The sequence below is a fragment of the Paenibacillus sp. J22P143 genome (assembly GCF_059692035.1).
The window spans coordinates 82,895-104,016 of the sequence record NZ_JCAUAQ010000021.1; the positions used below are offsets into that span (position 1 = coordinate 82,895).

At 46.0% G+C, this 21,122-nt stretch carries 16 protein-coding genes and 1 riboswitch; of the genes, 8 read left to right on the forward strand and 8 right to left on the reverse strand.

Annotated elements, in window-relative coordinates; translation table 11 throughout:
- Window positions 1-11: 11 nt before the first annotated feature.
- From AC58PQ_RS22720 to AC58PQ_RS22750, 7 genes are all read right to left on the reverse strand, one after another.
- Entirely contained in the window at window positions 12-7,163 is a 7,152-nt protein-coding gene (locus tag AC58PQ_RS22720; RefSeq protein WP_497245601.1) for a DUF4430 domain-containing protein, read from the reverse strand.
- A 171-nt stretch (window positions 7,164-7,334) separates the two neighbouring features.
- Window positions 7,335-7,535: riboswitch (cobalamin riboswitch) on the reverse strand.
- A gap of 129 nt (window positions 7,536-7,664) precedes the next feature.
- Entirely contained in the window at window positions 7,665-7,946 is a 282-nt protein-coding gene (locus AC58PQ_RS22725) for a hypothetical protein (RefSeq protein ID WP_497245603.1), read from the reverse strand.
- 238 nt (window positions 7,947-8,184) lie between these two features.
- Window positions 8,185-8,808 (reverse strand): MBL fold metallo-hydrolase, encoded by a 624-nt coding sequence (locus tag AC58PQ_RS22730; protein WP_497245605.1) that lies wholly within the window; start codon window positions 8,806-8,808, stop codon window positions 8,185-8,187.
- Window positions 8,809-8,825: 17 nt separating this feature from the next.
- Complete coding sequence (locus AC58PQ_RS22735; protein WP_497245607.1) at window positions 8,826-9,392, reverse strand: thioredoxin family protein; 567 nt, start codon at window positions 9,390-9,392, stop codon at window positions 8,826-8,828.
- Window positions 9,393-9,468: 76 nt separating this feature from the next.
- A complete protein-coding gene (gene uptA, locus AC58PQ_RS22740; RefSeq protein WP_497245609.1) occupies window positions 9,469-10,080 on the reverse strand; it encodes an undecaprenyl phosphate transporter UptA in 612 nt (203 codons plus the stop codon).
- 85 nt (window positions 10,081-10,165) lie between these two features.
- The gene (locus AC58PQ_RS22745) at window positions 10,166-10,978 is read right to left on the reverse strand and encodes an acyltransferase domain-containing protein (protein ID WP_497245611.1); all 813 of its coding nucleotides are present in this window, start codon (window positions 10,976-10,978) and stop codon (window positions 10,166-10,168) included.
- Between the two features lie 2 nt (window positions 10,979-10,980).
- The gene (locus AC58PQ_RS22750; protein ID WP_497245613.1) at window positions 10,981-11,880 is read right to left on the reverse strand and encodes a LysR family transcriptional regulator; all 900 of its coding nucleotides are present in this window, start codon (window positions 11,878-11,880) and stop codon (window positions 10,981-10,983) included.
- A gap of 117 nt (window positions 11,881-11,997) precedes the next feature.
- On the opposite strand from AC58PQ_RS22750, the gene AC58PQ_RS22755 reads away from it, so the two are divergent.
- The 7 genes from AC58PQ_RS22755 to AC58PQ_RS22785 all read left to right on the forward strand — a co-directional run bounded on the left by AC58PQ_RS22755 (window position 11,998) and on the right by AC58PQ_RS22785 (window position 19,262).
- Window positions 11,998-12,477 (forward strand): HPP family protein, encoded by a 480-nt coding sequence (locus AC58PQ_RS22755; RefSeq protein ID WP_497245615.1) that lies wholly within the window; start codon window positions 11,998-12,000, stop codon window positions 12,475-12,477.
- Window positions 12,478-12,559: 82 nt separating this feature from the next.
- Window positions 12,560-13,006 (forward strand): cupredoxin domain-containing protein, encoded by a 447-nt coding sequence (locus AC58PQ_RS22760; protein WP_497245617.1) that lies wholly within the window; start codon window positions 12,560-12,562, stop codon window positions 13,004-13,006.
- Window positions 13,007-13,156: 150 nt separating this feature from the next.
- Entirely contained in the window at window positions 13,157-13,837 is a 681-nt protein-coding gene (locus tag AC58PQ_RS22765) for a response regulator transcription factor (RefSeq protein ID WP_497245619.1), read from the forward strand.
- Window positions 13,834-15,213: a sensor histidine kinase gene (locus AC58PQ_RS22770; RefSeq protein ID WP_497245621.1), complete on the forward strand. Its 1,380-nt coding sequence runs from the start codon at window positions 13,834-13,836 to the stop codon at window positions 15,211-15,213. Before AC58PQ_RS22765 ends, AC58PQ_RS22770 begins: the two co-directional genes overlap by 4 nt.
- A gap of 79 nt (window positions 15,214-15,292) precedes the next feature.
- Window positions 15,293-17,500 carry an MMPL family transporter gene (locus AC58PQ_RS22775; protein WP_497245623.1) on the forward strand — a complete coding sequence of 736 codons (2,208 nt, stop codon included), beginning with the start codon at window positions 15,293-15,295 and terminating at the stop codon, window positions 17,498-17,500.
- 71 nt (window positions 17,501-17,571) lie between these two features.
- Complete coding sequence (locus AC58PQ_RS22780; RefSeq protein ID WP_477592908.1) at window positions 17,572-17,889, forward strand: dehydrogenase; 318 nt, start codon at window positions 17,572-17,574, stop codon at window positions 17,887-17,889.
- A gap of 245 nt (window positions 17,890-18,134) precedes the next feature.
- A complete protein-coding gene (locus AC58PQ_RS22785) occupies window positions 18,135-19,262 on the forward strand; it encodes an IS110 family RNA-guided transposase (protein ID WP_497245625.1) in 1,128 nt (375 codons plus the stop codon).
- 543 nt (window positions 19,263-19,805) lie between these two features.
- Here AC58PQ_RS22785 and AC58PQ_RS22790 read toward each other — a convergent pair.
- Entirely contained in the window at window positions 19,806-20,207 is a 402-nt protein-coding gene (locus AC58PQ_RS22790; protein ID WP_497245627.1) for a hypothetical protein, read from the reverse strand.
- Window positions 20,208-20,529: 322 nt separating this feature from the next.
- Here AC58PQ_RS22790 and AC58PQ_RS22795 point away from each other — a divergent pair, with 322 nt between their 5' ends.
- Window positions 20,530-20,775: a hypothetical protein gene (locus tag AC58PQ_RS22795; RefSeq protein ID WP_497245629.1), complete on the forward strand. Its 246-nt coding sequence runs from the start codon at window positions 20,530-20,532 to the stop codon at window positions 20,773-20,775.
- Window positions 20,776-21,122 lie beyond the last annotated feature (347 nt).

Consider the following 21,122-nt stretch of genomic DNA (forward strand, 5'->3'; position numbering starts at 1 on the left):
CTCATCACTTCCTATTTCGTTTGCACATCTGTCATGTCATATAAGCGATTAAGTCCTTTGAGCAATCGGTCATAAGCAACTAGCGCATACAGTGCTTGATCGGTTGCCATCGGATCCACTTCGCCTGGCTTGCCACCGCCATCATCGATACCACCTGATTTCACGTGATAAAATCCACCATCTTGATCAGCGAAGCTTAGCAAACTATCGAGAGCCGAAGTGCCATTTTTGATAAATCTTGCATCCGTATGCGGATTAATACCAAGACCCGTCAGCGCTACGATGACCTGAACAATGCTTTCGGAATTCGTAGATGCTAGGCTAGCATACCCGCCATCTGCGGTTTGGATCTTGGACAACCAAGCAAGTGCGCGGTCCACCGCGTCATGCACGTTCTTGTTCGTTTGGTAATACGGGGTCAATCCTTGGATTGCCATCGCCGTAATGTCCGGGTCCGACTCGGTCGCACTCTCACCTAAAGCCCAACCACCGCCTGCTATTTCCCTGTTCAAAATAAAATCGATCAACAGCTCTCTTGTCGTCTGTTTCTTAATGCCATTAACAAGTGGAATGTCATAGGCTTTGCTATCCAGCGCGATCAGCGCAAAGATGGGGCCATTAATCCCTTGTTTGATCAGGGCATTATAATCCGCGAGCCACTGTCTCAAGTTGTAGCCTGCTACCTCATCCACATTTCTGCCTATGGAAGTTAGCGCTAATATAACGCGATCATATTCTGTATATTTGACCGCGTGCAGCTTGCCTGACTTTTCCTTCAAAATCTTTTCCACATTCGCGTAATACTTCGCATAATAAGCATCAGGAACTGGAACGCTGGAGCGCGCCAGTCCTACTATTGTCCAATCTCCACCGATCGAAGAAATCACGGGATTCGTTATCGTTTGCTGCAGGAATGTCGCAGTTTTGTTGATTTGCTTCTCAACAACAGCCTTCCTGCCGACATCCGGCTGCAACGCTCCCTGCCCTGCCTCATTTTTATCGTGATAAGCTCTCATGGCAACAACCGTCGCCATTTCTCTCGTTACTTCATCACTCGGATAGAAACGGTTATCCCACCCTGACATCAGCCCATGTGCAATAACTGTCTGTACATCTGCTTTGGCCCAATCCGAGACTTGCTCCAAATCCTCAATAGCAGCCGGCTGTCCGGCAGATGGAAGACCTAGTGCTTTGACCATAATGACCGCCATTTGCTCACGAGTCAGCTTCTCATTGGGAAGGAATTGATCGTTGCTGTGCCCTGCGATGAACCCGGCTTTGTAAGCTGCATTCACGTAAGGGTAGAACCAATCATCCTGTGTAACGTCTTTGAAGCTTATCGCTTTCTCGACATTCGTATTTAGCCCCAGAGCTCCCACTAGCATCTTCGTGAATTCAGCTCTTGTGATCAAAGCTTGTGGGTTAAATGTTCCATAGCTGCCGCTGACAAAAGCTTTCTGCGAGGCCTCGCTGATCGCGTCGATGGCCCAAGCTGAGATTGTGTTGGCGTCTGTGTACAGCTTGTTTAAGTCAAAATTCGTAACCGTTTCATCGTTAACCGAATAGGAAACAAAATTCGTGAAATGATTCGTTTTAATAACCAAATCATTACCGTTTACATATGCGTAGGTAATCTTTTCTTTACCCTTTGTTGCCTCGATCCCATTAGCTTCTGACTCATATATCTCAATTGGCGTGAACGTATTCCCTTCGATAAATCCAGCTTGCTGCCCTTTTGCCCCTTTAACTACAAAGGTTAACGGTCTATCGAATAGCACCGATTGATTCGCGTTCCCCATCGCAAATGCGTGAATAAGCTTCAGTTGCTTCGCGATATCACTGCTTAGGCCGCTTTTCACCAAATTTTGAAGTGTTGTATCCGATGTATCTAAGGCAGTGAGGAGTTCGATACTAGAATTCCCCGATTTCAGTACTGTCCCCTTCTCGATCGAAACGGTGACATCACCTTTAACCGCAGTAATCATTGGAATATTGTCTTTCACATCTTCTAGGTTAAGGATAATCTTCGAGGTCACATTAGGGATATTAATCGTGATCTGTTCTTTGTCTTTTAGTTCTTTCGTGATGTTCACAGCGTAATCTTGTGTAATATTTGATGGAACATCGATAATTGGTTTTTTATCGTTAGGATTAATGATTGGGTCTTTCGGTACTTTTTGCCCTAGATCTTCCCCAAGATTGGTCGTATAACGCCATTTGACGGAATCACCATCCTTAAGGATATATGAACTTGCTCCGTAATTCGCGTATGTGCCGTTTACATTGTACATCCACCCGCTGCCAGTAAAACCATTATCAAATTCGCCATCACCAGCAATGGACTTTACATAGATACTATTAAATTCCACAAACCATTCTGTGTCGTAGCTAATTCCACGACTATCGAGTTCTCTCTTTAGCACACTCCATGCTGTATCCCCTGTCTTCAACGCTACACTTGATGCAGGAATAACATCGCCTTTGTTAATCGTTTGTTTATCCACCGACAGAGTGACGCGTGGTGTAGGCAGTGGAGTAGTCCCGCCTCCTGGAGTCTGAATCACACTCGAAGTAAATGCGATAAAATCGGTAAAATGCTTCGTCTTAACAATCAGATCATTCCCGTTGTCGTAAGCATATTCAAGATTTCCACTGATGACGCCTTCTGCATCACTAACGAATCTTTGAATGACTTGAATGACGCCATTTTGAATATAGGCCGCTTGCTTACCTTTCATATCCTTAAAGGTTAGCGTGATAAATTGATCAAGCTCGATTCGATTACTACCGCCAAGTGTGATAGCTTGGTCAACTGAATCAAGCTGTTTCCCTGAAGGTATAAGAGAGTCTACTTTACTTCTTAATCCATCATCCGCGACATTATTCGATGTAATCAGTTCCAGTGCTGAAGAATCACCGCTGGTGATTTGCACACCTTTAGGAATGACCATGGAGACATTCCCTTTGACTGTCTCAATTCTTGGCAAGTTGGTATTCGTAGGCAAGCTTACTTGAATCTTAGCGTTGTTATTACTCGGAATTGTAATCGATATTTCTTTATTCTCATCCGTATTCTTGATAGGAATGATGTAGTCTTTATTATCGGATGGAATCACAATATCAGGCTGATTTCCGCTTGGTAACGTGATTTCAATCTGTCCAGGAGTTGTATCTTCGGATACATCTGTCATATCGTACAGAGATTTGCTTCCATTCACGAATCGCTCATAAGCAACAAGCGCGTAAGTTCCCTGATCCGTAGCCATGGGGTCATTGACGCCAGGTCCGGTGCCTGATTTCACATGTTGAAATCCACCATCGGCTACAGCGAAGGAAAGTAAAGCATCTAGCGCTGATTTACCATGTTTAATAAATCTTTCGTCCGTATTCGAATTGATACCTAATGTCGATAACGCAGTAATAACTTGCGAAATGCTCTCGCTGCTTTTACCATAACCTCCATAGTTATCTTGTGTCTTCGCCAACCAAGCAACGGCTCGGTCTCCGGCACTTTTCACATCAGCTCTGGTCTGATAATAGGGCGCAAGAGCTTGCAGTGCCATCGCTGTAATATCAACCTCTGCACTGCTGGTTCCCACTAATGACCAGCCACCAGCATCATTCGTTCCTTTTTTCACTTCTTGATTCAAAATATAATCAATCAGGTTATCTCTAGTTACTTGTTTTTTCCCAGCTGTCACTGTAGGAATTTCATAATTCCTTGTATCCAATGCAAGAAGGGCGAAGATAGGGCCATTCAACCCTTGTTTACTAACATAATCATAATCCGAGAGTGCCGTTGTAAGATTATAGCCCCCCACGTTCCTTGGGTCTTTTCCAATAGAAGTAAGTCCAAGAATGGCTCTTGCATGCTCAGTTCCTTTATTTGTGTCAAGCACACCATTATACTTAACCATTAATTCTTTTACTCTATTTACTACATTGTTGTAATACCCTTGATAATACCCCTTAGGTACTTCATGTTTAGCCCTTGCTAAGGAAAGGACAGACCATTCTCCACCGTTAGTTCCGAACTTTGGCTGAGCGACTGTGCTTAGGATATACGCCAAATTCTTGTTTAATTGACTTTCTGGGGTAATATCCGTACTAACCTCATAAATGACAGAGTACGTTTGTACCGTCGTATTCCCAGATACATCAGTTACTGATATTGTAACCGTGTTTGCTCCTATGTTAAGAACAAGGTTATACTGTCCATCCACTTTGGAGACGACAGCTCCGTTAAGTTTTACTTCCGGTGTTAGGACTCCTGGGGTATTGTCGGACACTTCCAAGCTGAAACTTAAGTTAGATTGAGATACTTCCTGGTTATTCGTTAACCCACTAACTGTAATAACAGGTTTCTCTGTGTCTGGTGCCAGTGAATTGTTCAAATCAGCTAGCGAGCTATCCACGCTAGATTGCGTACTTTCCATGTTAGCAAGCACGGTATAAGCATGATCATAAGCTGATTTGACTCCAGCTTGCGCTAGAAGCGCATCTTTATTAGGATCACTATTCATTTCAGCGATTTTGATTGTAAGTCTATCCTTATTCGCCGTTTGAATATATCCCCATTCTCCTCCAAGATCACCACCGTACCCATGAACGGTGAATTGGGTTCGCATCACATCACCATCTTGTGGGGTATACTGCGACATGCCAACATTAGGAAATTCATTATTAACAGCATACATCCAACCTGACATGGACGTGTAATCGAATTCCCCAAGCCAATGTTCTTCGTCCTTCGAACCTAATAGAGTAGCTTCAGCTTCAATTTTATCTAGAATGTATTGTGGTACATGAACATTGCTCGTAGCATCCTTAACCTTAGCCAGATAAAAGGAATCCTCTACGCTACCATAAATTCTATAGTTTCCAGCGCCCAACACACGTGTAAGTATTGCAGCTGCATTGTCACCTTGATAAAAAGGTACGATAGCAGGTTCTCTATAATAACCTTGCCCCAACGTAAACTTCTCTACAGCAACCGTTACATGTCCAATTGGGCCCTCTAGTAAATAATCGTCGGTATAGCGAAGCACGATATCAGCATCTTGCGTTAGTATATAACTAGCAATACCTACATCAGGGTCAACGCCATCAACTGCGTACAGCCAACCGCTGTTTGGTCCACCATCAAAGGCAGCTAGACCACCAACGCTTGAAATATAAGCACCATTTTCATTTACATATGAAATTTGTGCCTCATCTAATGCTTTCTCAATGACAAATGCAGCCGTCTTACCGCTCTCGACAGCTATCGTCGTTTTGGGTAATGTAATGTTTTTACCCGCAGCTGCACTTTTACCTTTTAATGTGAAAGAGACCGTTATTTGTTGTGGAATGGGTTTACTAACTAGGTTTTGAAAGGCTGTAGTTAAACCAGCTAGCGCACTGTCAGCATGATATTGAATAGCGCTGCTATTCGCCGAAACAGCCTTAGCGAATGTTAGGCTACTTTGCAGCGCTTGCCAGCTATTATCTGTATAATTCCCTTGTTGCAAGGCGTTAATTTCAGTAATTTTTGCATCTAACGTCGTTTTATCGGCAATAGAAGTAATATCCTTATTGTAATCATCTGTATATACAAGCGTAATTACATCATTGCTTCGTAGAATATAATTAGCGATACCTACGTCAGCAAATTGCCCATTAACCAAATACATCCAGCCGCTTAAAGTACCACCGTCTCCTGAAGTCAGATCGCCAATACTCGTGATGTAATTGCCCGTTTCATTTTTAACTTGAATATCATTTTCCTTCAATACCTTTTCAATCGCATACGCAGCGGATTTCCCTGCCTCAACAGTTGTATCTGTTTTTGCCAGAATGACAATCTTATTTGCTATGGAGCTTATTCCGCTAACAACAATAGAAGCATGTAACGGTTGAGGAACTGTTGGTTCAATACCTTTTTTAATACTCAAATAGTATATTTTCGGTGTATTATTTCCATCTTGTGCGATCACTCTAACGATTTTAGCTTTTGTATCACTTAATGTGATTTCTTTATCGATTTGTGTACCAGCGAATCCGCTTTTATTATTAACGAAGATATTCGAAGAAGAACCATTTGCTGTAATTTTTATTTTATCGGTATTAATTAGGATATCGTTATAGCTATATACTCCTGAAGTTACAGTGATTTGCTTAGTAACTGACGCATCGCCACCAACTCCCGACAATACGATGCTAGATAAGTCAGTTGATTCATTAACCGAATTATCTGGGGAAACCTTCTGTAAAGAAGTAATTTCCGGACCAATTTCTCCTACGGCACCGCCATCCATTTGGACCGCATTATAAACCTTTACGAAACTCACATTGTTCAAGCTTACTGGCTTGCCTTCGCTGTCAACCGCCCAACTAATATCAATCGGATCACCTTTAACCGGTGAGGTTAAGTAAGGATTTGCCGGCACATCATAAGGGGCGCTGCCATTCGCATGCGTGTCTGGATAGCCAAACACGTTCTTTCTTACGTTAATTTTCACACCAGAATACGTATAGGATTGATTGTTAAAATTAGCAGGTGCAAGCGAATAATTAGCTGGAATTGGATAATAAGCGTGTTTATGGAAACTGTTTATTTTTACGTTTCCACTACCATTTTTATTATCGACCCAAGGTACATTTACACCATTTGCGGTAGTAAAATCGGGTTCAGGATTGGTATAGGTAACCTGGTAATCCCAAATTGTGCTATCTTCATAGTGCTCTGACCCTGCAATGTAATACCACGGGCCAGGGTTACCACTCCCATCGTCTTGTGCAACCGCTACTCCCGCTGGCTCTTCATTTCCAGCAAACGCATTCCCAAACACAGTGAAATCCACGCCATAAGGATTTTTCGGACTGTTCAGAATGGGATCATCGAATTTATAAATAATACTTCCTCCGAATGCGCCAAGTGAAACACCTGGTGAATTGGCGGGGGTATTCGTCCACTTGGAATTAATTTCGCCCGTTCCACCCCATGCTGGCTCATTGGTAAATTGACCAGGCGCTGGAAGCCATTCACGGATTGAACTAGGCCCAGTACTTGTAGTAGCAAGCGCTTGATTACTCGGTCCAAAAAAGAGGCCAAGCGAAGAAAATAGAAGCATAAAAGCCATGACAAGTGCAATAAACGATTTTGGTGCATAACGATGAATCATTCTTCCATTCCTCTTTCCCTTATTAAATTGCTAAAAGGGGTACAAAAAAAGCCACCCTTAACTACTAGGGTGACTTCGACTTTAATCATGAAATACATACTACACACCACAAATAAGCTTTATGTGAGCAGCATACTCTTTGTAACTAATCCCTACCCCCAAGGAATTAGAAACATCCAATAAATAAAGGCAGGTCTCCTGGCTCATGCGTCATCGCTTCTCTTCGCCTTCCCAATCTCGTAAAACAAGACAGTGGCATATGAAAGAGTTACTCTGCAAGTACAGTGGTGGGACCGCGTCGGCTTCTTACCGAACTTCCCTTTTAAGCAAGCATCTGTAAAGTATGCTTACACCCTTATTTAGAACATATGAAATTATCAAAGCAAAACTTATGTTAACCCCTTTTACTAGTTTTGTCTACTTAAAACAAAAAAGGCAACCCCATCAAGACCCTAGGCCCTGCTGGGATTACCTTCCTTTTTTACCCGTGCGATCCGTCAATTAATATTTACAAATGCTGCTCGTAATGATGACTAGCAAAATGAAAAGCACGAGAATACTAGCGGCCGAATTATTTTTCGGAGGACAAGCGACTGCTTGCGTGTGGACTGGTTTCGGGAAAACAAATTCGGTTTGTTGGTACGACGCGTGCAGGTGGATATTGTGTGCTGGTTGCTGCATGATAGGAGCTGGAGCTGGAAGTGGAGTCGGCATTGGCATTGGCATCGGAGTTGGCATCGGCATTGGTTGCATTGGGTAATTCGGAACTTTTACATATTCCATGAGTGAGCACCTCCTTCGTATTTTCCCTACTGGGAACTTTCACGAGCTTACGGTTTAAACGGAAGGTTATTGTTGAAGTTGGGTGAATAGCTTACAACATCAGTCTATGGGGAACCACCTACGTTGCACACGGTAAATACCCAGTTACGCAATAAATTGGGTGGGTGTCATGGGCGAACGAGCATATGCGCGGTACAAAAAAAGAACTGCCCCCTCATTGGGAGCAGTCCTATTCACGTTACACGTATGGATTATTCTCACGTTCGAAGCCGATCGTGGTTTTCGCGCCGTGCCCCGAATAGACGTTGACATCGTCATCCAGCAGGAATAGTTTATCCTGAATGGAATCCAGCAGGGTATTGTTATCTCCACCGAGTAGGTCGGTACGACCAACCGATAGTTTAAACAATACATCACCGCTGAACAGGTGTTTGTCATACAAGAAGCTCACGCTGCCTGGCGAATGGCCTGGCGTGTGGAACACCTTGAGTTGGATACCCAGGAACTCAAGCGTTTGTCCTTCATCCAGCGCGAATTCCGCTGGATCCGTAACAATCGGAGCGCCAAGATCTGGCCAGCGTGCAGAACCGTTTTTCTTCGGATTCGTCAGCCAATCAGCTTCCAGATCGTGAATATACACCGGACAACCTTTGAGCTTACGAATCTCGTCAACGCCGCCGATGTGATCGAAATGCGCGTGAGTCAGCAGAATCGCAACGATATCCATATCGGCGATTTTTTTGATCAGCGATTTCGGATTCATACCCGGATCGATAATAATACCTTGATTCGTCTCTGGATTCGAGAGCAGATAAGCGTTCGTCTGAACCGGACCCAAGACAAAGGATTGAATGTTAATCATCGTGATGCCACCCTCACTTAGAACGACTCGATTAATGAACGAAGTTCCTTCACAATAACAGCATGATATCCGTTACCTTCACCATATTGGCGGCCCATTTCGGCTCTGGCTACTTGAATTTTTTCGTTATAATCAGCCGCTTCGCGATCTGGATTTTCTTTCTTGAACTGCGTCATCACCGCTTGTACATTTTTCGGACGAGGTCCCCATTGTCCAAGCACGAAACCGCCTGTATCTGTGAAGATAACGATCGGAATCGCACGGCCGCCGCCAGTTAGGAACTGGTCGATCACATCATAATTTTGCTCGATAATCAGAACTTCCGTCGGAACGCCGCTGTCTTCCAAAGCCTTGAAAACAACAGGCACGTTGCGAACAACGTCTCCACACCAGTCAGCAGCAACAATCAAACAACGAAGATCGTCGCGATTATTAAGGGATTCGAAATATTCCTTATCCTCTTCATTGTCCCATGCGAAACCATCGTAATACGCTAGGAATTGCTCTTTATTTTTCTCCATAGCCTCGATAAATTGTTTCGGTTTCAAACCCGTGCGCAGCTTACTAGCAAGATTCGTACTCATTGATTTCATCCTCCCAAGATCATCCATATTCTCATTCATTGTAACAAAAGCGAGCGAAACCGCCAAATCGACCTTGTTACTTTTTCGTTTTTCTTTTGAGATAAAATTGATAGCCCGCATACACAATCGTTAGCACGATCGCAGCGATAATCAATGGTTTAATATAAGGCCCTGCGTACTCGCCAATCGTCTCCCATTTATCCTTTAATTTCATGCCTAAATAGATATACAGAAACGAATAAGGAACTAAGGCAAGCCCCGTGTACAGGGTGAATTTGCCCAAAGGCATTTTCGCCATTCCGCCTGGCAATGAGATCGCATGACGCACAATCGGAATAAATCTCGCTGTGAAAATCATACCCGTGCCATACCGGTTAAACCAGCTTTCCGCTACATCGATATGATGCTTGCTGATCAGCAAATATTTGCCATACTTCTCCAGAAAAGGCCTGCCACCGTAACGCCCAATCCAATATAACACGATTTGTGCCAAAGTCCCCCCGACGACCGCGCAAAGCATGGCCCCTACGAAGTTAATTTGATCTTTGGATACGAGATACCCTGCATAGGCTAAAAGCAATTCGTTCGGAATGACCTCTAACATAAGTCCAAGGAAAATCCCCCAGTATCCCAAGCCTTCCAAATACTCTAAAACATTCGCTAAAAAACTATGAATTAACTCACTCATACTTAGCCCTCTCTTCGCTTCACTTTCAAGACCATACGTTTTTCTATTCCTACTCATAGTAACATAGACGAGCTCTCTTGCTCTACTATTGTGAAGCTATTCGGATGCCGTACCCGCTTCCTAGCTTATGACCCTCAAGCAAATAAGCTTTGGCGCTTCGCTGCAAGGACGATCCTTCGGCATATTCGTTTGGATCTTCACTTAACCGTGTGAAAATCCGTTCCTCCGCTTGTCTGGATTCATCGTCCACATAGTAAATTTCGAATTGTTTTTGAAAATGAAGAATATTCGAGCCCTCCTCTAGGATCTCATGTAACGGAGGATAGAGCAGCCAAGATTGACATATAAACACGGGAGCGATGCCTCTAAAAAAGCTTATAGCCCGCCCAAAGGATTCCTCCACGTCCCCAGGACGTAACGGCTCTCCCGCGGGAATGTGGACATTCAGTACTATACGATTTTGCTCTATGATGTGCCCCTCTACGATAACCTCACGATCTAGCGCATAAGGTTGGAATTGCAATCTGCCCAATCGAAATAAGCGCAATTGTACATGCTCTTTCAGCCAATTGAATTGTTCGATCCCATATTCACCGTGATTCTGCTTACAAGCTAAGCACCAGATCTGAATATCGGAAAAGGTGTTAAAATAAATCGCATCATCAATCCCTCGGACACCATACGCCTCATGGGCATCAACAGCAAATCGAATGAAGAGATAGAGAAGCAGCTGCCGATCGTCTTCCTGTTCCTTCACGTCACTTAAAAACGCAGCATTGTCTTTATAAAAATGCTCCTTATACGCCTGATATTCCTGCTGGGCCATAACTCGCTCATACACGAGCTGCTGAGCTTCAGCAGCAAGCCCAATACCCTCGCAAAATTGTTGAAGATTCAACGCTAACCCTCCCCATCATTGAAATACGCCACAATATGCGCCTTGCACGCTTCCACAGGTGCGCTGAGCTCTTTGCCAGAGCGGTGAATCAACCCGTGTTCCAACGGGATCGATTTTTCCGTAGCCACGCGGAGCAGCTTGCCCGTTTCCAGCTCCTTCTCCACGGAGGTGGCAGGCAGCAAGGAAAGTCCCATGCCGCACATCATCGTCTGTTTGAGCATTTCCGTGCTATCGAAGGCCATTTCGGTAAAAGTAGCGAGCCCTTTGTCGGCCAGTACTTGCGAGGCCATTGACTGATAAATGCAGCGGCTGCCAAAGCCGATAACCTGCGTTTGGGCAATGGCCTCCCAGCCAGCCCCCTCGATCCTCTCCACCAGTGCCGGAGCGCCTACCCACACCAATTCATCCGCTAGCAACGGGATAAAAGCAAGATTTCGCACCTTAGGATCCCGCGGCACAATGCCTAAATCCACGCGGTACGCCGATACCTCCTGGATAATGTCGCGTTGAAAGCCCGTTTCCAGCTGTAGCTGGATCTGCGGAAATTGCGCAAACAGCGTAGGCAGCATCTTCGGTAGATGCGGTACACAGAACGATTCCAGCGCACGCAGGCGCACCACGCCTTTGGGCTCTTGCAGGCCCGTTAGTTTCTCCTGCAAAGATTCGCCCAACTGCAGGAAGCGATACGCATAGGGCGCAACTTCTCTGCCAGCTGCTGTCAATTCGACCCCGCGCGGTAGCCGTGTAAAGAGAGACTGTCCCAAGGTTTGCTCCAGCTGAAGAATATGCATCGTGACGGTGGACTGCACATAGCCAAGCTTAAGCGCAGCTTTGCTGAAGCTCTTTTCCTCCATCACCGTAACGAAGGTTTTCATGCTTCGACCATCCAGCTGTTCCAACATACGATCCCGCCCCCAACCCATCGTAATATCAAATATTAAGTATCGAAATCATTCGTTATTCAAATATATAAACTCATGATACCATCAGGGATATCACAATGAAAAGAGGCACACCCCATGTTCACTCGTCTTCGACCGCTCTCCCCTTTGTTCATCAAGCTCATCCCCGGCATCGGCGGCTTCATCGCCATCCTGCTGTGCAGCTTGCTCGGCGACCTCGCCCGCACCTCGCTGCTGATGGCCCCCTTCGGCGCCTCCTGCGTCATCGCCTTCGCACTCCCGCAGAGCCCGCTCGCCCAGCCCCGCAGCCTCATCGGCGGCCACGTGCTGAGCACGCTCGTCGGGCTCTGCGCCCTCACCGCGTTCGGCGTGCACGCGTGGAGCCTCGCCCTCGCGGTCGGCGCCGCGATCACGCTCATGCAGCTGACGCGCACGCTGCATCCGCCTGCTGGCGCCGACCCGCTGCTCGTGATGCTCACCGGCGCCAGCTGGAGCTTCCTGCTCACGCCGGTGCTGCTCGGCGCAGCACTGATCGTGCTTGTTGCCTGGGGGTATCACCGGGCAACCCGAGCCCAGTACCCCACGAAGTGGTGGTGACCCCGCCTGTGCAAATCCTGATTCATGCACTGACAAGCCCCCGCATAAGATGTACAAGACCCTTGTACAGGAGGCGGACCCTATGTCCCGAGTATGGATTGTCAAACGCAAGCATGTCATTCAGCTAGCAGCCGCACTTCTACTCCTTCTCATTGGATGGCTGTATGTCAATCGAGCAAGCATCTTGCCAACCTTTGCCGAGCCCACGGCAGAACGCACCATTCATATGGTTGTTGGGGAGTTCAAATCCACTACCGCGGATGGCAAAACCATCGAAGCCTATCGATGGGACCCCGGCTCCGTTGACGTAAGGAAAGGCGAACATATTAAGCTCAGCATCTATGGCGTCAACGGCGAGAGTCACCCCTTTCTCATAGAGGGACTCAATATCAGCGGTGAGATCAAAAAAGGCAAAGAAACCATCCTACATTTTACAGCGAATCAAGCCGGCACCTATCGCCTCATCTGCATGACACATACGGATATGGCGCATAGCGGGCCGATGATCGGCTATATTAATGTGCATTAGTTTCTAGTCCAAGCGAAACCTTAAGTCTTCCTTCTGCTACCTCGAAGCGTCATAATTAGGCGGCTCGATATCAGAAGTAGCATTAAGGTTTTTTTTCGTTTACACTGAGGCCAAGCTCAATTGATTCCCAATGAAGAAGGTGCTTCCCCTGTGAAAACACATATACTCGTCGCCGATGACGATGCCCATATTCGCGAACTGATGCGCTTCCTCTTTTCCAAAGAAGGGTATGCCGTCTTTGAAGCAAGTGATGGTGAACAAGCTTCGAGACTGCTGGAAACGGAACAAATCCATCTCGCCGTTGTTGATGTCATGATGCCGCTGCGTGACGGTCTGGAGCTATGCGCGGAAATCCGCGAACACTACGATATTCCTGTTCTTCTTGTGACAGCCAAAGGTGAAATTGAAGATAAAGAGCGAGGCTTTGCCTCAGGCACCGATGATTACGTGGTCAAGCCGTTCGAGCCGAAGGAACTACTCTTCCGAACGCGCGCGTTACTGCGGCGATACCAGTTGGTTTCCTCGGAGATGATTACACTAGGTCACACTGTCATCAATCGCAAAAGCTATGAAGTCACGATCGCAGGTGAAACACTGCTGCTGCCGCTCAAAGAATTTCAGCTGCTTGCCCAATTGGCGAGTCATCCGGGACGCATTTTCACGCGTGAGCAACTGATTCAAATGCTGTGGGGCACGGATTATGAGGGTGACAGCCGAACCATCGATGTTCATATTAAGCGACTGCGGGAGCGTTTTTATGAGAAAACGAATGACTTTATGATTACGACCGTGAGAGGACTTGGTTACAAGCTTGAGGTGACGGAAGGGTGAAAACATTATACTTTCGCATCGTGGTTACGTTTATTCTCATCGCGATGATCAGCTCCGTGCTCGCACTCTTTCTTTCGAATTGGTATTATCTTACGAAATTAAGGGATCAGAACGAGGAACAAGTCTGGAAAATCACAACGGAAATCCGAGCTCTTTATGAGGAAATGCCCGATGTAGAGCCTGCCACGTATTTCACCCATATTGCCAATATGGGGTTCCAGCTTTATGTCGTGAATGAGCAGACGGCGGGGACCTACTATGGAACACCGTATAAACATACGCAATTGGACCCGGAACAAATTCATCGTGTTCTCGCGGGAGAAACGTACCGTGGGATGCTGCAGGAGCGTCATGTTCTGAAGGTGATCGGCTATTTTGAAAATAGCCTGCGCAACAGTATCGGTGTTCCTGTTCAGGTGCAGGGGGAAACGTATGCCTTATTTGTTCGGCCTAATCTGGAGCAGCAGATCGGCGGCGTTCGCGTGCTGATGGCTTTTCTACTCGGACTGACCTTCCTTTTCAGCATCGTCCTTATCATTATTTTCTCCCAATTCATCGTGAAGCCTGTTAAAAGATTGCGAGAAGCCACACGACGGATCGTTGGCGGCAGCTACGAAATGACGATGGACGTTTCCCGTCAGGATGAAATCGGGGAGCTTGCGCGAGATTTCACCTACATGGCGCAATCGCTCAAACAAGTAGAAGCTATGCGGCAAGAATTCGTGGGCAATGTCTCCCATGAAATTCAGTCTCCGTTAACCTCGATTCAGGGCTTCGCCCAATCCATTCTGGATCAGACAACCTCCGAGGAGGAGAAAGCGCGTTATCTTCATATCATTTTAGACGAAAGCAAACGATTGTCCTCTCTCAGTAAACAGCTCCTAACGCTAGCCTCATTAGATAAAGAGAGTCATGTAGTTAAGCGCACCGTGTACCGGTTGGATGAACAAATCCGCCAAATTCTCATTCACACAGAGTGGCAATGGTCGGATAAAGACCTGGCGATTGAGCTGGATCTACCGGAAACAGACGTCTCGGCCGACCACCAATTGATGCATCAGGTTTGGCTTAACCTCATTACGAATGGCATCAAATATGCTCGTAATCGTGACTCGTTGCACCTTGCGATTCAGTCGTCAGAGACGGAAGTCACCGTCGTGGTGCGCGATACAGGGATTGGCATGTCTGAAGCAGAGCTGCCTCATATTTTTACCCGCTTCTACAAAGCGGATCGGTCCCGAAACCGCGCCAGTGCTGGCACGGGCCTTGGTTTATCGATTGTGCGGAAAATCATCGAGCTGCACGGTGGCACCATTCATGTGCAGAGTGTGCTCGGCAAAGGAACGACTTTCACTGTTCGACTGCCGCGAATGTAATGTAATCCCCCATTCATGGTCCGTTCATATTCCTCTCCTACAATTTGAAGTAGATTAAGGAGAGGGGAATGAACCTGCCATGAAACATGCTTTAACACGTCTTGCTCAATTCGTTAGCAGTGCCAAAGGTGTCAAAATCGTACTCATTAGCTGGCTAGCTGCCATTATTCTATTAAGCGCTTTTGCGCCATCTTCTAAGGAGGTTGCCCAAAGCGGTGGTGAAGGCAGCCGAAGTGGCCATACACGGTCTGAAGAAGCTGAACAGCTTTTACAAGAGGCATACCCTTCCCAAGACGGCTTAACCGCCATCCTCGTGTTCCATTCCGAGCAACCCATCACAGATGCTGAACGTGGTGCTATAACTAACATTAGTGCGTGGTTGGCTTCCGATCAGAAACCGCCATACGTCACGCGTTCTGTACCCTTCCATCAAATGCCCGCTGCGCAGCAAGAGCTCTTATTTTCCGCAGATCGGACAACGCTCTTGTTAACGCTCTCCCTCCAGAAGGATCTGGCCTCTGGGCCTGTCTACGATACGCTTGAACAGATTCGTCATACGTCGGAGCAGCAAGGCTTGGGGACGATGAAACTTGAAATCACAGGTCCCGCGGGCATCTCATCCGATACCATTATGCTCTTCAAGAAGGCCGATTTTGTGTTAATGCTCGCCACACTTGGTATTATTCTCATCATTTTAATCGTCATCTATCGATCCCCCCTGTTGGCCTTATTACCCTTGATTATCGCAGGCATGGTGTATGTAGTCGTCGATCGCGTCTTAGCTTTAGCAGGCAAATTGGGCTGGATTTTCGTCGAGAAGCAATCCCTCTCCATCATGATGATCTTGCTTTTTGCTGTGTTGACGGATTACTGCTTATTTATCATCGCGCGCTATCGTTCCGCCCTGCGGACAACGGATTCCAAGTACGATGCGATGTCGAAGGCGTTCTCCAACGTGGCTGAACCGATTTTCTTCAGCGGCGGCACCGTACTAATTGCCATGCTCACCTTATTCACAGCTGTGTTCAAGCCCTATCATAGCTTTGCGCCTGTTTTTTCTATCGCGATGTTGGTCATTTTGCTCGGTGGATTGACGTTAATTCCTGCTATATTTGCCTTGATTGGGAGGAGGGCTTTCTGGCCGTTCATTCCACGTACTGATGACGTGGCATTTGTGAATGAAGAGCCTCGCGGCTTCTGGGCTTGGGTCAGTACTCGCGTTACCATAAAGCCACGGATAACCGCCCTTGTGCTCATTATTGTGCTGATGACACCAGCGCTCTCGATGCTTGGTATGCGCTATTCGTTTAATCTCATGAAATCATTCCCTAGCGATATTTCTTCCAGACAAGGCTTTGAAATTCTAGAAGCAAGATTCCCGGAGGGGCAATTAGCGCCAGTCACTGTTCTTTTGGACTCGAAGAAGGAAATCGTTGGGGATGAGGCGTTTATAGGCAAAATGAACACATTGACCGGACTTATCCGGGGGCATGAAGGAATTAGTTCGCTTACACCAGGGATCAATCAAGCTCAGTTAACTGCCGAGAATGCCGATTTACCTAAGCATACGCTGAAGCTTCAGCTGATTCTGAAGATGAATCCCTATGATCAAGCTGCACTTGAGGTGATCTCCAGCTTACGCAAGGAGAGCGATGCCATGCTTGAGCAGAGTGGCTTCGAGCCTGGCCAGTTCACCATCCATTACGCAGGTCAAACGGCGGAGCAGCTGGATGTCCGAACCATGAATAAGCGTGATACATTGGTTATTTTCTCTCTCATTACGTTATTGATTACCGTTATGCTAGTCTGGCAGGCCCGCTCCCTTCGATTGGCGCTCACCATGATGGCCACCATGCTCCTGTCCTACGCGGCAACGATGGGCATTGTATGGAGTGTGTTCCATTTCGGATTTGGACACGATGCCTTCAGCTACCGTCTGCCTGTGTACACCTTTATTTTTCTCATCTCGTTAGGCGTGGACTATAACATTATTTTGGTCTCTAGGGTGCAAGAGGAAGCGATGAGCCATCCTTGGCGAGTAGCCGTTCAACGCGGCGCGGCGTTAACTGGCGGCGTCATCTCTTCCGCTGGCATCGTGCTGGCGGCGACCTTCTGCGTCTTAATGACGCAGCCGCTGCAGGAGTTGCTGCTGTTTGGGTTTGCGATGGCGGCAGGTATTCTCATCGACACTTTCCTCGTTCGTGGTATGCTGCTTCCCGCGCTGATGACCAATTTGGGACCGCGTGAGGCGAAGGCGAAGCATTCTCCACGAACTTGGGCGCCATAGGTTCTTGTCCCTAGTCGCTCTCCGCCCTCTCTGTGCATACACATAACAGAGAGAGGAGCGTCGATCCCAGCATGGTGTACCAGAAGCAAAGTGAACGACATAAACAGCAATACCCCAACGCTCGTGCCATTCGGAGAGCCTGCGATAAGGAGTTATATCGGACCATTAAGCGGTTAAAAATATGGCTCACCCCCGAGCAAATCAAGTCAGCTGAGACGATTTATGTAAAAAAAGTAATGCTGAGTCTCCCCTTCATCGTCGATAATGGCAGCAACCGCCGACTGCTCGCCGATTGGTTTGGCGAAAACGTAGCGCCCGAGGTCGCCCCCATTTGGAACGTGGAGCTAGAGAGCTTAAAAGAAGCGTTTCGCGATGCGTTTGGCGGGTAGGGCGGGCATCGCGCGAGATAGGCTCGTTTTCCGAGGCTATCTCGCGCGGGACTACAGCTTAGGCTCGTTTTCCGAGCCTATTTCGCGCGGGCCCACCGGTTAGTGTTCAAGGAAAATAGTTATAATGAACGAAACCGACATCCTCTTCTGCTTCGACGTAGGTTAATTCGGAAACAATGGATTTAGAGCAAGTTTCCATTGCCATCCCAATCAAAGCTATTAATTAGAAGGAGTCGGTTTCTACTATGAGTAATGTCAAAAAATACGTTGGCTTTGACGTGTCCAAATCAAAAATTGCCGTGGCTATCGCTGAAGAAGGAAGGCAAGAGCCACGCTATTGGGGTGTAATTCCACATTCGAAAGAAGCGATCCGCAAGCTCATCGAACAACTGCGTAAAACAGAAGATATTGTATTAGAAGTGTGTTATGAAGCTGGACCTACTGGGTATGTACTGTACCGTTGGCTGCTGGAGATGACCGTTTCATGCACTATCGTAGCCCCTACCCTCATACCTAAACGTGCAGGGGATCGGGTAAAGACCGACAAAAGAGATGCATTACGGTTAGCTCAACTGTTTCGAGCTGGAGAACTTTCTTCCATCTATGTCCCTACACCTGAAGATGAAGCTCTACGTGATTTAGTTCGTGCCAGAGAAGATGCCAAGGAAGATTTGAACCGACATAAACAGAGGTTAGGAAAGTTTCTGCTTAGGAACCAGCTTACGGATCCAAAGGGTTCTAGTCCTTGGACTCATGCTTACGAAGCATGGCTCGACACCCTAAAGTTCACTGACGATTGTCAACGTGTTGTATACCAAGAATACCGACAAAGTATCTGGGAAACCAAAGAGAGAATCAAAAGGTACGAAAAGGAGATTGAAAAACAAGAAGAAATTAATATTAAAGCTCCACTAATTCAAGCACTACAAGCATTAAGAGGTGTAGCAGTCCTTACCGCAACGACATTAGCATCAGAGATTTGCATGATTTCACGATTCCCGCATGTTGCTTCTTTCATGAGTTATTGTGGGCTTGTTCCAAGTGAAAGTTCTTCAGGAGATAGCCGCTGGCAAGGCAAGATCACAAAGGCAGGCAATGCTCATCTTCGGAGAGTATTGGTGGAATCAGCTTGGAGCTACCGTTACAGCCCCGCCGTTCAGAGAAAGATGAGAGAACGTATTACCGGTCTGTCGCCAGAAGTGCAAAGGATTGCCTGGGAAGCGCAAAATCGTCTGCACAAGAAATTCAAAAGCTTGATGCGGAAGGGAAAACATAAAGGAGCCATCACCGTCGCCATAGCTAGAGAACTTGCAGGATTTGTTTGGGCAATTACCAAGGAGATAGATAAGGACAGACAAAATGTTGCAGTTTGAAGTAAATAACACTATTCGATATCAGCATGCAAGAACTACATTCTGAAGGGAGCGATGATATAGGGGGAGATCATTTATTACCTCGGGGGCAAATCAGGTAAGGTGAAGAGAAAATCCGCGTAGGACTTTTGTGCAACTCTTAGTGGCGAATGCACGTAAATAGTTAGCGGTATGCTCTTCAGTCGTATGTAGAATGTGTGAGAATCCACGAATATCAGATTGCCAACCAGCGAATTGTTTTTGCCTCCGAGCTAATGAATGATCCACCCCTTCCGTCCCCTAAAGGGGAAATGCAGGGAGTACACTCCCTGCACCCGTTACTCGCCGTAAGCAGGCCCGGCAAATGACATGCCGGGGAACCTTAAAGTATGGAAAGAATAGGGCATCTGTCAAGAAAACCACTTGACAGACTCTTATTTAATTACGCCAAAAACTAGAGAGCAGCAGAGTCGCTTGACAGGTTTCGTTCATATCAAAGTCCTAGACTGCCGCTGCTTTGTTTAACTATCGTGTCCCGTTAGTTTAACAAAATCGTGCCTTCATTTAGTCTTTATAAATAATCTTTCTTAGCTCTGTTGCCTGATCTTTTGGTATTTCGTAGCCTTGCCCGCTATTCGCTGTATCAACGAGCAAGGCGGTACGTCCATCTTCGTCAGCAACATTTAACACGAATTTCTTTTGGGTTCCATCTTCGAACGAAAGGTGCATGAAGAACATTACACCATAATTTAGTTCACCTTCCATTTTTACCGCTTTACCGATCGCTCGCTGGAATATCCGTAGTTCATCAACATTGTCAAAGGTATAAGCATTCCCTCTAAATGGTGGTGTTTTCAATGTTTTGCATAAGTCCGCACATTCAAGTTCAATGCTAACGATCTCTTTTCCGTTAAGAACATTGTTTCCACAACCCGTGATTCCAAGCACCAAAATTATTATCACCATAAGGAACCATCTTCTTTGAATTGTACCCACCCACCTTATCGTTATCTTCACCAGACAATATATTGACGAATTAGTAAGTACAAAGGTTGCCATTATTACTGTATTAACCTGCCCTTTAGTTCAACGGACAACGGCAGCCGATCGAGTACCGGCTGCCGTCTTTTTTTGTAATTGAGCTATCATTACCCGTTAAGTCATCTCCGATGATCTCTTAATAACTATCAAAAAAATCCACTAATCTACTATTATCTACGCATAAGAATATGTTAAAAATTTACATATAATATATAGATTTAATTCCATATTTTAGGAGGTGTTTATTTTGTCAAAGCGTTCCTTAGTCGAAAATGTATTGTCTCTACTTGATATCGAAGATATTGAGAAGATCAAAGTGGAGTATTTTAATGGTGATGAAGTAAAATTATCATTTGATGAAGCCGAGAATGAAGAAGAAAGAGAAGAATTGCTAGAGGAGTGGTTAGATAACATCAAATGGAGATTTGTAGAGGAGTTTAAGATTGATCTCTACAACGGAACTAAATATACAATTAAATTTGGCGATGCCTGAACGGTACCTATATTAAACATCGCCAAATATTAGTAACGAAATCACTCTTTGATGGAAAATCACTTTTGACAGTTTCTTTGACCATCAAGTTGACTCAACTTATTGGTTCCAGAGATGGCATAATTGTCATCTCTTTTGGTTTTCAAAAAAGATATCTGAAACTACGGTCAATTTTGTAGAGAAAGTCATGTGATGTAACGAGCAGAGCAGTCTGTGTATTGTGTGTTTAAACTAAAGGTTTGCAATAGGTAAGCATTTGAAGTGATCTCAAGCTTTTCCCCTGCTCCGCACGGAGCGTGCCAGTTTCCCAGCACTCCGCGGTCCATCTAACTAAATGTACTTGATCA

Bases quoted from the DNA above. Each gene is read 5' to 3' on its own strand.
- AC58PQ_RS22720 (WP_497245601.1), bottom strand. From the start codon at position 7,163: ATGATTCATCGTTATGCACCAAAATCGTTTATTGCACTTGTCATGGCT.
- AC58PQ_RS22725 (WP_497245603.1), bottom strand. From the start codon at position 7,946: ATGGAATATGTAAAAGTTCCGAATTACCCAATGCAACCAATGCCGATG.
- AC58PQ_RS22730 (WP_497245605.1), bottom strand. From the start codon at position 8,808: ATGATTAACATTCAATCCTTTGTCTTGGGTCCGGTTCAGACGAACGCT.
- AC58PQ_RS22735 (WP_497245607.1), bottom strand. From the start codon at position 9,392: ATGAGTACGAATCTTGCTAGTAAGCTGCGCACGGGTTTGAAACCGAAA.
- uptA (WP_497245609.1), bottom strand. From the start codon at position 10,080: ATGAGTGAGTTAATTCATAGTTTTTTAGCGAATGTTTTAGAGTATTTG.
- AC58PQ_RS22750 (WP_497245613.1), bottom strand. From the start codon at position 11,880: ATGTTGGAACAGCTGGATGGTCGAAGCATGAAAACCTTCGTTACGGTG.
- AC58PQ_RS22755 (WP_497245615.1), top strand. From the start codon at position 11,998: ATGTTCACTCGTCTTCGACCGCTCTCCCCTTTGTTCATCAAGCTCATC.
- AC58PQ_RS22760 (WP_497245617.1), top strand. From the start codon at position 12,560: ATGTCCCGAGTATGGATTGTCAAACGCAAGCATGTCATTCAGCTAGCA.
- AC58PQ_RS22775 (WP_497245623.1), top strand. From the start codon at position 15,293: ATGAAACATGCTTTAACACGTCTTGCTCAATTCGTTAGCAGTGCCAAA.
- AC58PQ_RS22780 (WP_477592908.1), top strand. From the start codon at position 17,572: ATGGTGTACCAGAAGCAAAGTGAACGACATAAACAGCAATACCCCAAC.
- AC58PQ_RS22785 (WP_497245625.1), top strand. From the start codon at position 18,135: ATGAGTAATGTCAAAAAATACGTTGGCTTTGACGTGTCCAAATCAAAA.
- AC58PQ_RS22790 (WP_497245627.1), bottom strand. From the start codon at position 20,207: ATGGTGATAATAATTTTGGTGCTTGGAATCACGGGTTGTGGAAACAAT.